The 12,909-nt window shown below is 70.1% G+C and carries 13 protein-coding genes; 7 read left to right on the top strand and 6 right to left on the bottom strand.

The window, feature by feature from the left end; all coding sequences use genetic code 11:
• Positions 1-33 precede the first annotated feature (33 nt).
• On the bottom strand, positions 34-594 hold the full coding sequence (locus HMPREF2924_RS22915; RefSeq protein WP_003133584.1) for a TetR/AcrR family transcriptional regulator: 561 nt from the start codon (positions 592-594) through the stop codon (positions 34-36).
• A 164-nt stretch (positions 595-758) separates the two neighbouring features.
• On the opposite strand from HMPREF2924_RS22915, the gene HMPREF2924_RS22910 reads away from it, so the two are divergent.
• From HMPREF2924_RS22910 to HMPREF2924_RS22890, 5 genes are all read left to right on the top strand, one after another.
• Entirely contained in the window at positions 759-1,556 is a 798-nt protein-coding gene (locus HMPREF2924_RS22910) for a crotonase/enoyl-CoA hydratase family protein (RefSeq protein WP_003086719.1), read from the top strand.
• Positions 1,557-1,612: 56 nt separating this feature from the next.
• Positions 1,613-2,497, top strand: a complete 885-nt coding sequence (locus tag HMPREF2924_RS22905; RefSeq protein ID WP_003133586.1) for an alpha/beta hydrolase family protein — start codon at positions 1,613-1,615, stop codon at positions 2,495-2,497.
• Positions 2,498-2,879: 382 nt separating this feature from the next.
• Positions 2,880-4,328, top strand: a complete 1,449-nt coding sequence (locus HMPREF2924_RS22900; RefSeq protein WP_016263766.1) for an efflux transporter outer membrane subunit — start codon at positions 2,880-2,882, stop codon at positions 4,326-4,328.
• Positions 4,325-5,476, top strand: a complete 1,152-nt coding sequence (locus HMPREF2924_RS22895; RefSeq protein WP_003133640.1) for an HlyD family secretion protein — start codon at positions 4,325-4,327, stop codon at positions 5,474-5,476. Before HMPREF2924_RS22900 ends, HMPREF2924_RS22895 begins: the two co-directional genes overlap by 4 nt.
• Positions 5,466-6,977, top strand: coding sequence for an MDR family MFS transporter (locus HMPREF2924_RS22890; protein WP_003133642.1), 1,512 nt, complete (start codon positions 5,466-5,468; stop codon positions 6,975-6,977). Before HMPREF2924_RS22895 ends, HMPREF2924_RS22890 begins: the two co-directional genes overlap by 11 nt.
• Before the next feature lie 2 nt (positions 6,978-6,979).
• On the opposite strand, the gene HMPREF2924_RS22885 is transcribed toward HMPREF2924_RS22890, so the two are convergent.
• The gene (locus HMPREF2924_RS22885; protein WP_003133644.1) at positions 6,980-7,762 is read right to left on the bottom strand and encodes an AraC family transcriptional regulator; all 783 of its coding nucleotides are present in this window, start codon (positions 7,760-7,762) and stop codon (positions 6,980-6,982) included.
• Between the two features lie 191 nt (positions 7,763-7,953).
• Between HMPREF2924_RS22885 and HMPREF2924_RS22880 the strand changes: the two genes are divergently transcribed.
• A complete protein-coding gene (locus HMPREF2924_RS22880; protein WP_003086710.1) occupies positions 7,954-8,457 on the top strand; it encodes a thioredoxin family protein in 504 nt (167 codons plus the stop codon).
• A 21-nt stretch (positions 8,458-8,478) separates the two neighbouring features.
• On the opposite strand, the gene HMPREF2924_RS22875 is transcribed toward HMPREF2924_RS22880, so the two are convergent.
• Genes HMPREF2924_RS22875 through HMPREF2924_RS22860 form a run of 4 tightly spaced genes read right to left on the bottom strand, consistent with a single transcriptional unit; the run spans position 8,479 to position 11,890 of the window.
• Positions 8,479-8,736 carry a DUF2790 domain-containing protein gene (locus HMPREF2924_RS22875; RefSeq protein ID WP_003107483.1) on the bottom strand — a complete coding sequence of 86 codons (258 nt, stop codon included), beginning with the start codon at positions 8,734-8,736 and terminating at the stop codon, positions 8,479-8,481.
• Positions 8,733-10,772, bottom strand: a complete 2,040-nt coding sequence (locus tag HMPREF2924_RS22870; RefSeq protein WP_003133648.1) for an FUSC family protein — start codon at positions 10,770-10,772, stop codon at positions 8,733-8,735. The genes HMPREF2924_RS22875 and HMPREF2924_RS22870 overlap by 4 nt, the downstream gene beginning before the upstream one ends.
• A complete protein-coding gene (locus HMPREF2924_RS22865; protein ID WP_003112442.1) occupies positions 10,772-11,680 on the bottom strand; it encodes an efflux RND transporter periplasmic adaptor subunit in 909 nt (302 codons plus the stop codon). The genes HMPREF2924_RS22870 and HMPREF2924_RS22865 overlap by 1 nt, the downstream gene beginning before the upstream one ends.
• A gap of 12 nt (positions 11,681-11,692) precedes the next feature.
• On the bottom strand, positions 11,693-11,890 hold the full coding sequence (locus HMPREF2924_RS22860) for a DUF1656 domain-containing protein (protein WP_003082517.1): 198 nt from the start codon (positions 11,888-11,890) through the stop codon (positions 11,693-11,695).
• Positions 11,891-12,023: 133 nt separating this feature from the next.
• On the opposite strand from HMPREF2924_RS22860, the gene HMPREF2924_RS22855 reads away from it, so the two are divergent.
• A complete protein-coding gene (locus HMPREF2924_RS22855) occupies positions 12,024-12,830 on the top strand; it encodes an AraC family transcriptional regulator (RefSeq protein WP_003082516.1) in 807 nt (268 codons plus the stop codon).
• Positions 12,831-12,909 lie beyond the last annotated feature (79 nt).

The raw sequence follows: 12,909 nt of genomic DNA, 5'->3' as shown, positions 1-12,909 counted from the left end.
AAACGCTTCGTTCAGGTTGAAGGCGGGCGCAGGCTAGCCCGCCAGTTGCTCCAGCGCTCGCCGGGTGACGCCATCGATATAGCCCGGCTCGCCATAGATGCGCGCCAGCAGGATGGCGCCTTCGAAATCGGCCACCAGTTGCCGGCCGCGCTCCAGCGCCTGCGCCTCGTCGAAGGCCGGGAGGTAGAGCTGGGCGAAGGCTTGCGCCCAGTCGTCGAGGAAACTGCGGATCGGCGCCATCAGCTCGCTGCGACCATAGCTGGCGTCGACCGCGACCACGCCCATCAGGCAGCCGATGCTGTCGTCCTGGAACAACCGGGCGGCCTTGCGGCCGAGTTTTTCCAGGCGCTCGCGGGGCGTCAGCAGCGGGTCGTAGGCGATGCTGAAGAGCGTCTCGGCGAGCCGCTGGTGGGTCCATTCGAGAACGTCGCGGAGCAAGGCTTCCTTGTTCGGGTAGTGGTGGTAGAACGAGGCCTTGGTCAAGCCGCAGGCGCTGGACAGCATTTCCATGGTGGTGCCGTGGTAGCCGTAGCGACGGAAGGTGCCGGCGCAGCGCTGGAGAAGCTCGTCGCGGGAGATTTTCAACGGACGCACGGAAGGTTCCTGTTCTCGATCAAAGGCGTTGATTCTATGCCATAAGCCTTGGCGCCTCAATTTGACGGTTACCGAATGTTTGTTTAGTTTTTACAAACCGAATGTTCGGTAGGTAACTAGAAGAAGTTTCCGCTCCACCAACCCAAGCACAGGAGAGAGGCATCATGAGCGAAGCCAACAGCGGCCCGGGCCGCGTCACCCGAGAGCAGCGCGGTCATCTGTTTCTCATCGGCCTGGACCGCGCGGGCAAGCGCAACGCCTTCGACAGCGCAATGCTGGCGGACCTGGCGCTGGCCATGGGTGAATACGAGCGCAGCGAGGAGTCCCGCTGCGCCGTGCTCTTCGCCCATGGCGAGCACTTCACCGCCGGGCTCGACCTGATGGAACTGGCACCGAAGCTCGCCGCCAGCGGTTTCCGCTATCCGGACGGCGGCGTCGATCCCTGGGGCGTGGTCCAGCCGCGTCGAAGCAAGCCGCTGGTGGTCGCGGTGCAAGGCACCTGCTGGACCGCCGGGATAGAGCTAATGCTCAATGCCGACATCGCGGTGGCCGCGCGCGGCACGCGCTTCGCCCATCTGGAGGTGCTACGCGGCATCCCGCCGCTGGGCGGATCCACCGTGCGCTTCCCGCGCGCGGCGGGCTGGACCGACGCCATGCGCTACATCCTCACCGGCGATGAGTTCGATGCCGACGAAGCCCTGCGCATGCGCCTGCTCACCGAGGTGGTGGAACCCGGCGAGGAACTGGCACGGGCCCTCGAATACGCCGAGCGGATCGCCCGGGCCGCGCCGCTGGCGGTGCGCGCCGCGCTGCAATCGGCGTTCCAGGGGCGCGACGAGGGGGACGATGCGGCGCTGTCGCGGGTCAACGAGTCGCTGGCCGCGTTGATCGGCAGCGAGGACGTCCGCGAGGGCGTGCTGGCGATGGTGCAAAAGCGCGCGCCGGCGTTCAAAGGCCGCTAGCTCCCCTGCGGGTCGACCCCCGGTCGCTCCGCTCCATCTCTCCTGCGGAAACCGACATGACTTCGTTGACTCAACATTCCGCAGCGCCGGTGCGGATGGAACGCCTGGCCCTGCCCGCGACCGACGGCTATCCGCTGTTCGCCTACCGCTACCACGCGCCGGGCCACGCCCATGGCAACCTGCTGGTGGCCGGCGCGACGGGCGTCGCCCAGCGCTTCTACCGGCGTTTCGCCGAACACGCCGCGCGCCAGGGCTTCGACGTACTCACCCTGGACTATCGCGGCATCGGCGAATCCGCGCCGGCAAGCCTGAAGGGCTTCGCCATGTCCTACCTGGACTGGGCCTACCGGGACCTCGCCGCCGCCGTCGAGCTGCTCGGCCGGGAGGAGCGGCCGCTGTACTGGATCGGCCACTCCTTCGGCGGCCACGCCATCGGCCTGCTGCCCGACCATGGGCGGCTCGCCGCCTGCTACAGCTTCGGCAGCGGCGCCGGCTGGAGCGGCTGGATGTCGCGCCGCGAAGCGCTCAAGGTGCGCCTGCTGTGGACCCTGGTGCTGCCGCCGCTGGTGGCCTGGAAAGGCTACATGGCCTGGAGCCTGCTGGGCATGGGCGACGACCTGCCGCTGGGGGTCTACCGCGACTGGAAGCGCTGGTGCCGCCATCCCCGCTACTATTTCGACGACCCGGCGATGCGCCACCTCCACCAGCGCTACGCCGCAGTGCGCACGCCCTGTCTGTTCGCCACCGCCCTGGACGATCCCTGGGCACCGCCGCGCTCGCGGGACGCCTTCGTCGAGGCCTACCGCAACGCACCGCTGGAAACCCTCGACCTGCGACCCGACGGTGGACCGCTCGGACACATGGGCTACTTCCGCGCCGGTGCAGAGGCGCTGTGGGACGACGCCCTGCGCTGGCTGAGATGGCATCCGGAGAACGCCTGAAAGACCAGCGAGAGCGCGCCATGCACCCGTTGCCGTTGTCCCTTCGCCTGTTCGCCGTCGCATTCTGGCTGGGCGTGGTCGCCGTGGAGTTCCTTCTCGAACGCAGCCGCGCCGAAAGCCGCGACCGGGGTTTCGCCGGGAGACCGCCACCAAGGGCGACAGCTTTGCCGGGGTGAACCGCTACTCCCGGCAGATCGCCCGCATCTCCCTGCTGGCCATCCCGGCCGGGCTGCTGGCCCTGGGCTGCGGCCCGTACCTGATGCGACAACGCTGAAAAATCCGCCGACTGTCCATTTCGCGACGATGACTGGCGCTTTTGCCGGCGCAGGCCGCCCGCGCCTGCCTTACCGTTCCCCGCTCTTTCAGACACGGGAGCAGGGCAATGCCGCTTGCCAGTCATCTGCGTTGCGTGGCGCTGGCGCTGGGGATCTCCACCGCGCTGGGCTGCGCGAACCGCAACCAACCCGCGCCACGCGCGGAAAGCCTCGACCCTGGCCTGTCGAGGGTGGCGGGAACCCGCGGCGACGCGCTGCCCGCCCAGTGGTGGACGCTCTACCAGGACCCTGGGCTGAACCACCTGGTGGCCGCCGCGCTGCGCCACAACCGCGACCTGGCCGCAGCCGATGCCCATGCCCGCGCGCTCCTCGGCCATCTGCGCGGCGCACAGGGCGAACGCTGGCCACGGACCGAGGTCGGCTATGGCTACCAGTATGGGCGCGACGGCGACGACCAGACCCTCGCCGAAGCCACCGACGAGGAGCTGCGCAGCCAGTGGAAACACACCGCCCGCCTCGACCTGTCCTACCAGTTGGACCTGTGGGGCGAAGTCCGCGCCCGCATCGCCGCGGCGAAGGCGGATGCCGAAGCGGCGCAAGCGGCGCGCGACCTGCTCAGGGTCAGCGTGGCCAGCCAGACCACCCTCGCCTACGTCCGCGCCTGCGCCCTGGCGCGACGGGCAGAGGTACAACGCCGATCGGTCGGCCTGCTCGACGCGAGCCTGGCGCTGAGCGAACGCCAGCTCGCCGCCGGCCTTTCCAGCGAGCTGCAGCGACGCCGGCTGCTGGCCTTGCGCGAGCGGACCCGCGCCGCGCTGCCGATGCTCGAGGCGCGGCGGCGCGCGGCACTCTACGAACTGGCGCTGCTCAGCGGGCGCTCGCCGCGCCAGTTGGACGCTCCTGCCGCGACCTGCGCCGGCATACCGCAACTGCGCCGTGCCCTGCCCACCGGCGACGGCTGGAGCCTGCTGGCGCGCCGCCCGGACGTCCGCGCGGCCGAGCGCCGGCTCGCCGCCGCCGACGCCCGGCGCGCGCTGGCCGAAGCCGAGCTGTACCCGCGCATCAGCTTCGCCGTCGGCGCCGAAACCTCCGCAGTGACCCTCGCCGGCCTCGGCGGCAGCGGCGCGCTGGCCTACGCGGCCGGCCCGCTGCTGAGCTGGCGCTTCCCCAACCGGGAAAGCGCGCGAGGCCGCCTGGACAGCGCAGCGGCAGAGCGCGACGCCGCCCTGGCGCGCTTCGACGGAGCGGTGCTCGGCGCCCTGCGCGAGGTCGAGCGTGCCCTGGCGCTGTATGCCGGCGAGCGCCAGCGGCGTGCCGACCTCCAGCGTGCCCTCGACGAGCAGCGCCACGCCTACCGGTTGGCGCGCAGCAACTATCGCGCCGGCGCCCTCGATGCCCTCGAGCTGCTCGACAGCCAACGCAGCCTGGTCGCCGACCGGGCGCGCCTGGTCGACGCCGAGATGCGCGTCGCCGAGCGCCAGGTCGAACTGTTCCGGGCTCTCGGCGGCGGCTGGCAAGCCGCTCCCAGCCCCTCCCACCAGGAAAACGGACAATGAACCAGGCAATCAGGGAACCCATCGAACACACCACTGGCGAAACCATGCCAGCAGTCACGCGCCGGCGCCGAACCTGGCTGCTGGGCGGCCTCGCCGGCGCCATCGCGCTCGCCGCCCTGCTGGCCTGGTGGTGGAGCAGCGGACGCTTCCTGGAGGGCACCGACGATGCCTATGTACGCGCCGACTGGGTGGCGGTCAGCGCGCAGGTCTCCGGCTACGTCGCCGAGGTGCTGGTGGCCGACGACGCCGACGTCCAGGCCGGCGACCTGCTGCTGCGCCTGGACCCGCGCGACTTCCGCCAGCGCCTGCGCGCCGCCGAGGCCCGCGAAGCGGCGGCGCAGGCGGCGCTGGAAGCCCAGCGCGCGAAGCTGGAGACCCTCGATCGGCAACTGCTGGAGCAGGCGCAGACGATCAGCCGCGCCCGCGCCGATGGCGAAGCGGCGCGAGCCGAATGGCGCCGCGCCGAGACCGACTGGCGACGCTACCGGCAATTGGCCGACGAGCATGCCACCAGTCGCCAGCGCCTGGAGAATGCCGACGCGGTGCACCAGCGAGCGCGTGCGGCGGCGCGGCGGGCAAGCGCCGAGGAAGGCCGCCAGCGCGCCGCCAGGGACGTACTGAAGAGCCGGCGACGCGAGGCGGAGGCGGCGCTCGCCCAGCGCCAGGCGGAGCTGCAGGAAGCCGCGGCGGCGCGCGAACTGGCGCGCCACGCCCTGGACGATACCGAAATCCGCGCCCCATTCGCCGGCCGCGTCGGCCAGCGCAAGGTGCGCCTGCGCCAGTACGTCACGCCGGGGCTGCCGCTGCTGGCGGTGGTGCCACTGGAGCAGGCCTACGTGGTGGCCAACTACAAGGAGACCCAGCTCGAACGCATCCGCCCCGGGCAACCGGTAGAGCTGGAGGTGGACACGTTCGGCCGCCGCTGGCGCGGCCGCGTCGACAGCGTGGCGCCGGCCTCCGGCGCGGTATTCGCGCTGCTGCCGCCGGACAACGCCACCGGTAACTTCACCAAGATCGTCCAGCGCTTCCCGGTGCGTATCCGCCTGGACGCCGACGCCGCCGAGCGGGGCCGGCTGCTGCCGGGGATGTCGGTGATCGCCACCGTGGACACTCGCGAACCGGACGGAGCCTCCGCCGATGAGCGCTGACGACAAGGTATCGCTGCGTGCCTGGGTCGCCGTCACCGGCGGCCTGTTCGGCTGCTTCATGGCCGGCATGAACGTGCACGTCACCAGCGCGGCGCTGCCGGAGATAGAAGGCGCGCTGGGAGCCACCTTCGAGGAGGGCTCGTGGATCTCCACCGCCTATCTGGTCGCGGAAATCAGCATGATCCCGCTTACCGCCTGGCTGGTGGAAGTGTTCTCCTTGCGCCGGGTGATGCTCCTCGGCTCGCTGGTGTTCCTGCTCAGTTCGCTGAGCTGCGCGCTGGCGCCGAACCTGTCGACGCTGATCCTGATCCGGGTGATCCAGGGGGCTTCGGGGGCGGTGCTGATCCCGCTGTCGATGCAACTGATCCTCACCGAGCTGCCGTCCAGCCGGATACCCCTCGGCATGGCGCTGTTCAGCCTTTCCAACAGCGTGGCCCAGGCCGCCGGCCCGTCGATCGGCGGCTGGCTGGCGGATGCCTATTCCTGGCGCTGGATCTTTCTCCTGCAACTGTTGCCGGGGATCGCCCTGCTGGCCGCGGTGGCCTGGTCGATCCGCCCCCGCGACGGCGACCGCGAACGCCTGCGCCAGGCCGACTGGCTCGGCATCGGCGCGATGGTCGCCGGCCTCGGCGCGCTGCAGATCGTGCTGGAGGAAGGTGGCCGCCGCGACTGGTTCGAGTCCGGCTTCATCCGCACCTTCGCCGTCCTCGCCGTGCTCGCCCTGCTGCTCTTCGTACAGCGCCAACTGTGGGGCGCGCGGCCGTTCATCAACCTGCGCCTGCTGGGCAGCTACAACTTCGGCGTGTCCAGCCTGGCGATGGCGGTGTTCGGCGCGGCGACCTTCGGCCTGGTGTTCCTGGTGCCCAACTACCTGTCCCAGTTGCAGGGTTTCAACGCCCGGCAGATCGGCGACAGCCTGATCCTCTACGGCCTCGTGCAACTGCTCCTGGCGCCGCTGCTGCCGCGCCTGATGCGCTGGCTGAACCCCAAGCTGCTGGTGGCCGGCGGCTTCGCGATCATGGCCCTGGGCTGCTGGATGGGCGCGCACCTGAACGCCGACGCGGGACGCAACGTGATCATCCCCTCCATCGTCGTGCGCGGCATCGGCCAGCCGCTGATCATGGTCGCGCTCTCGGTACTGGCGGTGAAGGGCCTGGACAAGGCCCAGGCCGGCTCGGCCTCGGCGCTGATCTCGATGCTGCGCAACCTCGGCGGCGCGATCGGCACCGCGCTGCTGACGCAACTGGTCTCGCTGCGCGAGCGCTTCCACTCCGAGCGGATCGGCGAGACCCTGACGATCTTCGACGGCGCCCTGCAGCAGCGCCTGGGCGGTGGCCAGGTGCGGATACAACTGCCGGAGCAGCAGCAGGCGCTGGCCCTGCTCGACCACGGGGTGCGCCAGCAGGCCTATCTGATGGCCTACTCCGACGCCTTCTACCTTTCCTGCATGGCGCTCCTGGCCTGCGCCCTGGCCTCGCTGATGCTGCGCCAGAAGGACTGAACTCAGTCGCCCTCGGCCACCCCGTAGGCGGCGCCGCGGCCGAAATAGAGGCTCGGCGAAACGCCCAGGGTCCGGCGAAACATGGCGCTGAAGGCGCTCTGGCTGTCGTAGCCGAGGTCCAGTGCGACCTCGAGGATCGAGTGCCCTGCCGCCAGCGCATCGAGGCTGGCGAGCAGGCGCATGCGCCGCAGCCACTGGACGAAGCTGAGACCGGTTTCGCGCTGGAAGGCGCGGGTCAGGGTCCGCGGGCTGACGCCTAGGCGACGCGCGGCATCGCCCAGGCTCCAGTCGGCGGCCGGCTCGGCGCGCAGGCTGCGGCACAGCGCCGCCAGTTGCCGATCGACCGGCTGTGGCACGTGCAGGGCGAGGATCGGCAGCACCCGCAGTTCATCGAGGATCAGCTCCATCACCCGCTCGTCGCGGCCGCCCGGCGGGTAGTCCGGGGCGATCCGCATCGCCGCGACGATCAATTGCCGCAGCAACGGCGGCACGTCCACCACCCGGCAGTCCTGCGGTAGGTCGTGGCGCGCTTGCGGGGCGATGAACAAGGTGCGCATGCGCACCTGGCCGGCGAAACGCAGGGCATGCTCGATACCGGCCGGCAACCAGACACCGCGTCCCGGCGGCACCACCCAGGTGCCCTCGGCGGTGCCGACCGTGACCACCCCGCTGAGCGCATGGATCAATTGCGCGCGCGAATGCCGGTGCAGCTCGACGCGCTCGCCGTGGAGATAATCCTGGGCATAGGCGAAGACCGGACGGGTGGAAGGCAGGTCGATCAGCATCGGGCGGGCCTTGGCGGGCAGTGGGGGCGCTGTCTTTTTACCAGCCGCGCCATGCTAACGACCAGTCCCGGCGAAGCACGCCGGCGCTCGCCGCGACGCGGCGAGCGCGCTACCCTGGCCGCCCCGGCGTGGCGCGACTGCCTGGCGTATCCGCCGCGCCATCCCTCCCCAAGCACAGGAGCGAAACCAGCATGGCCTCTTACGCGGAACTGTTCGATATCGGAGAAGACTTCGCCGCCTTCGTCGGCCATGGCCTGGCCACGGAACAGGGCGCGGTCGCGCGGTTCCGGCAGAAGCTGGAAAGCAACGGGCTGCCGAGCGCGCTGACGGAACGCCTGCAACGCATCGAACGGCGCTATCGCCTGCTGGTCGCCGGGGAAATGTGGTGCCCGGACTGCCAGATCAACCTGGCCGCGCTGGACTTCGCGCAGCGCCTGCAACCGAATATCGAGCTGGCAATCATTTCCAAGGGCCGCGCCGAGGACGACCTGCGCCAGCGCCTGGCGCTGGAGCGAATCCCGATTCCGCTGGTACTGGTGCTGGACGAGGAGTTCAACCTGCTCGGACGCTTCGTCGAACGGCCGCAGGCGGTGCTCGACGGCGGTCCGCAGGCGCTTGCGGCGTACAAGGCGGGCGACTACCTGGAGCACGCCATCGGCGACGTCCTGGCGATCATCGAAGGCGCGGCGCGCTGAGACAGCGCCTGCGCCCGCTTCTCAGTGGCGCGAACAGCCCGCGCCAAGGCCTCGGTACTGCAAGCGATGTAGGCGTCCGGCGCTGTCGCGGTAGAGCATCACCAGCGGCACCACGCCACAGGTGGCCGGCACCGGCGTGACGGAAAGCACCCGCTCGATGTCCAGCGGCATGCCGTAGTCGTAGCGCTCGATCGGCGGCAACTCTTTCCCGTCGTCGTCCGCCGCCTGGACCTGGGACCAGCAGGACAGCAGCAAGGCCAGCAAGAACGAGGTTTTCATGAGGTCTTTTCTCCATGCTGCGCCCCGTCGGACGAGACGCTTTGCGAATAGGCCCGGAGCAACCAGGCGAGGTCGGTGAGGATCGCGGCCAGGCGCCACTCGCCGGCGGCCGCCAGGCGGGCGCCGGCACGGCGTGCGTGCCGCGCGGCGAGCGGCGGATCGCGATGGCGGACGGCGATGGCTCGCAGTGCGCGCTCGATCCACCGCGCCTCCGCGGCGGCCGGGTCGAGCCCGGCCAGGGCGCGCCACAGGCGCCGCGACTCGCGGCCGAGTTGCAGGGATACGAAGCCCAGGCGCAGGGCCAGCGCGCTGCGCGGATGTTCCATGCCATGCAGCGCGCCCAGCTGGGCGATGCGATGCTGCTGGCGGGCCTGCCAGGCATGCGCGTCGAAACCGGCGCGACGACGCAGCAAGGCGAGGGTCTCGCGGCGCAGATGGTCGAGCAGCGACGCCGAATGCCGTTCCAGGTCCTTCGGCAGCAGGCGGTAGACCAGCAGGCTGATGCAGAGCGCCAGCACCCAGGCGCAGGACTGGTTGGCGAAGTCGCCGAAATCGAAGCGGGCGAGATTGCCGGTGGCGACCAGGGTGTTGAAGGCGATCAGGTAGGCGATTCCCTGCAACGCCCGCCTGGGCACTGTGGTGGCCTGGATACCGAACGACCAGAAGAAGGCGAGGCACAGCAGCAGCAATGGAAAACCGTTGATCAGCGGTAGCAGAAGGAATTTGCAGAGCAATGCGGCAGGTATCGCGTAGAGCGTGCCGCGAATGAAATTGCGCGTGCCCTCGGCGGGAAAGGGCGAGGCTGCCAGCAGCGTGCAGTAGGGGCCGAGCACCGCCAGCAGGGTCGGCCCCTGGTCCCACCCGCTGAGGAACCACAGGGCGCCGCCGACCAGCATCGCCAGCCAGGCTCGCGCGCCGTTGCGCAAGGCCTCGCGGTAATGTCGATGGAAGGCCGCTGGGCGGACGTCGGCGGGGGCCCGGCCGTCGAGCCGGGCGAACCCCCGCAGGGCGGCCTGCAGGTCATCCAGTTGCTCGTCGAGACGCTCCATGAACAGCCCTTCGCGACAGGCATCCGCTTGGTCTGTCGGAAGTCCGCGCCGAATCGCCGCCAGGCGACCGCGCAAGCTCGCGAGCCGTCGCGCGGCGCCGGCGAAGTCGAGCTCGCCGCGCTCCAGTTGGCCGCCCAGCAGGCACAGGTCGTCGGCCATCGGCAGCGCCAGTCCACGCTCCGCCAAGCGCCGGGCCCAATGCGTCTCGCCGGCGAAGCGGAACTCCATCAGCGTGGAAAACAGCGCCGCCAGGCCACCGCGGATCGCCGGGAGCGCAGCGCTCAGCGCCCGCGACTCGGCGCGACCGACGCCCAGCAGGTCGTCTACCGCGTAGACCTCGCCGGCCAGCGTCCGGCGACGGCGCTCCAGTTCCCCGTCAGCCGCACCGGCATGCCGCGCAGCGACCAGCGCCAGCGTCGCCGCGCAGAGCGAGACGAGACGCTGGCGCACCCGCCCGGACACGGTCCTGCGGCTGAAGAGCACGGTCACCAGGCTCAGGCAGCAGACCCCGACGATTACCGCCGAGGCGCGGGTGACGATGTGCTCGAAGGCCGCCTCGGGCTCGACCATGGCCGGTCCCAGCGCCAGGCACACGGTGTAGCCGGCGACCACCGCGGCGGTGGCGTAGAAGTGCCGGACCAGGCTCATGACGCCGACGCAGAGACCCAGCCAGAAACCCAGGGCGACGACGAACAGCAGCATCTTCTGGGCGAACAGCGCGGTCAGGACGAAGGCAGCGAGCGTGCCGACCAGGGTACCCACGGCGCGCCACCAGCCCTTGCCGACCACCGCCCCCTGCACCGGATTGATCAGCAACAGCACAGTGGACGCCGCGGAAAACGGCGAATCCAGTTGCAGGTAGAGTCCCAGGCCGAGCGCCAGAGCGGCAGCGCCGATGCTGCGCAGCACGTAGCCCAGGCTGTCGGTCCGCCAGGGCAACGGCAACGCCGCGTACCAATCGCGCCCGCCGGACGCCGACGCCGCCATCAAAGGTACTCCTGCAACCAGCGGGTCAGCCGCCAGTGCCGCGCGGTCCCCGCCTGCAGCACCTCGACACTGCCGGTCATGCCGGCGGCAAGCACCACGCCCGCCGGTACCCGGTCGAGTTCGATGCGCACCGGCACGCGCTGCGCCAGGCGTATCCAGCTGAAGTTCGGGCTGACCTGCGGCAGGCCGCTGTCGGCACGGCTTTCGTTGAGGTCGGCGACACCGCGACCGATGCTCGCGACATGGCCGTCGAGCAGCGGATCGAACCCCATCAGCTTGATCGTCGCCGGCGCGCCGACCTGTACATTGCGCAGCTTGGTTTCCTCGAAATAGCCGGTGACCCAGAAGCTTCGCCGATCGACGATGAAGATGTTGGTCCGGCCCGCCGCCGCGTAATCGCCGGGCTGCACGCGCAACTGCGTCACATAGCCGTCCACCGGTGAGCGCAACTCGCTGCGCCGCAGGTCCAGCCGAGCCTGGTCGAGCGCCGCCCCGGCGGCCTCGGCGCGGGCGCGGGCGATACGCAGGGCGCGACCGGCGTTGGCGACCTCCTCGCGCGAAACCGCGCCGGCCAACTGCATGCGTCGGCGCCATTGCTCGTCACGTTGGCGCAGTGTTTCCCGCGCCTGCTCCAGCTCCGCCTCGCGCTGGCGCACGGCCAGGCGATAGCTGCGCGGATCGATGCGGTACAGCGGATCGCCGCGGGCCACCCGCTGGTTATCTGCGACGAACACCGCCTCGACGCTGCCGGAAACTTCCGGCGCGATGCGAATCACCTGCGCGCTGACCCGCCCGTCGCGGGTCCAGGGCGCCAGCACGTAGGCTTGCCACAACTGCAACGCCAGGCACAGGGCGAGCAGGCCGCAGGCGAAGGTCGCAGCCACCTTGGAAAGACGAACGATGGACATGGGGACCTCGGCTCAGAACTTCAGCACCAGCACGGACAGCACGATGAACGACAGGAAGAAACGCAGCAGGCCGGGATGCCAGGCGCATTCCAGCCAGCGCCAGGCGAGGCGCTCCAGCAGCAGGTAGAGCGGCATCGCCAGGCACAGGTAGAGGAACAATGGCGGCACGTAGAGGCCGGAAACGGAGACTTCGCTCAGCATGCAGGGCACCAGGGTATCGAGGGCGCGGAGCGGTCGGCCGCTCCTGTCGGGTTGAGGAGCACAGGCTACGGGTCGTGGCGATTTGCAAATATCGACTACTCAGCCAGAAAATAATCGAATTCGGACAACCAAAGGACCTGCCGTGAGCCGTGAACCGCAGACCTACCTCGCCCAACGCTTCGATCCCGACGCGCTCGGCCAGCCGGCCCTGGCCCTGCAGCTGGAGGCCCGGCACAACGACACCGAAGTGCCGGTGCACCGGCATCGCAAGGGCCAGCTGGTGGTGGCCTGCCGCGGCGGCATCACCTGCACGGTGCCCGATGGCCTGTGGATGGTGCCGGCCGGGTTCGGTGTGTGGATTCCCGGCGGCATCGCCCATAGCAACCGGGTCACCGCCAACGGCAAGGTCTGCTTCCTCTTCGTCGAGCCGGGGGCGGCACGCCTGCCGAGCGACTGCTGCACCCTGGCCCTGTCGCCGCTGGTCCTCGAACTGATCCTGCACCTGAGCGCGCAACCGCAGGACTATCCGCACGACGGCCCGCTCGCACGTCTCGCCGGGGTGCTGCTGGAACTCCTGGAACAGGCGCCGACCGAACAGCTCTACCTGCCGCTGCCGGACAACCGCGGCCTGCGCCGCATCGCCGACGAACTGACCCGCGCCCCCGGCGACCGCGCCAGCATGGCCGAATGGGCCAGGCGAGTGGCGATGAGCGAGCGGTCCCTGGCGCGGATGGTGCGCCGGGAGACCGGCATGACCTTCGGCCAGTGGCGCCAGCAATTGCAGATCATCATCGCCCTGCAGCAACTGTCCGCCGGCGTTTCGGTGCAACGCACCGCCGAGATCCTCGGCTACGAGTCGGTCAGCTCGTTCATCGGCATGTTCCGCAAGGCGCTCGGCAGCCCCCCGGCCCGCTACGTGCGCGACAGCATGCGGCGGCCAGCCGACTGAACGGAGGTCGACGGAACGGCCTTGCAGTTCGTCAGCTGTTCTCCCCCGAGACTGGCACTCGAAGGCACTTCTGGGAATA

This window comes from Pseudomonas sp. HMSC063H08 (assembly GCF_001813645.1).
Taxonomy (GTDB): Bacteria; Pseudomonadota; Gammaproteobacteria; order Pseudomonadales; family Pseudomonadaceae; genus Pseudomonas; species Pseudomonas aeruginosa.
Note: the sequence above shows the minus strand (reverse complement) of the source record. Positions and strands in the feature narration are given on the sequence as shown.

What these genes read in the sequence shown, in the direction of transcription:
- HMPREF2924_RS22910 (WP_003086719.1), top strand. Translation starts at nt 759, where the DNA reads ATGAGCGAAGCCAACAGCGGCCCGGGCCGCGTCACCCGAGAGCAGCGC.
- HMPREF2924_RS22905 (WP_003133586.1), top strand. Translation starts at nt 1,613, where the DNA reads ATGACTTCGTTGACTCAACATTCCGCAGCGCCGGTGCGGATGGAACGC.
- HMPREF2924_RS22900 (WP_016263766.1), top strand. Translation starts at nt 2,880, where the DNA reads ATGCCGCTTGCCAGTCATCTGCGTTGCGTGGCGCTGGCGCTGGGGATC.
- HMPREF2924_RS22895 (WP_003133640.1), top strand. Translation starts at nt 4,325, where the DNA reads ATGAACCAGGCAATCAGGGAACCCATCGAACACACCACTGGCGAAACC.
- HMPREF2924_RS22890 (WP_003133642.1), top strand. Translation starts at nt 5,466, where the DNA reads ATGAGCGCTGACGACAAGGTATCGCTGCGTGCCTGGGTCGCCGTCACC.
- HMPREF2924_RS22885 (WP_003133644.1), bottom strand. Translation starts at nt 7,762, where the DNA reads ATGCTGATCGACCTGCCTTCCACCCGTCCGGTCTTCGCCTATGCCCAG.
- HMPREF2924_RS22880 (WP_003086710.1), top strand. Translation starts at nt 7,954, where the DNA reads ATGGCCTCTTACGCGGAACTGTTCGATATCGGAGAAGACTTCGCCGCC.
- HMPREF2924_RS22875 (WP_003107483.1), bottom strand. Translation starts at nt 8,736, where the DNA reads ATGAAAACCTCGTTCTTGCTGGCCTTGCTGCTGTCCTGCTGGTCCCAG.
- HMPREF2924_RS22870 (WP_003133648.1), bottom strand. Translation starts at nt 10,772, where the DNA reads ATGGCGGCGTCGGCGTCCGGCGGGCGCGATTGGTACGCGGCGTTGCCG.
- HMPREF2924_RS22865 (WP_003112442.1), bottom strand. Translation starts at nt 11,680, where the DNA reads ATGTCCATCGTTCGTCTTTCCAAGGTGGCTGCGACCTTCGCCTGCGGC.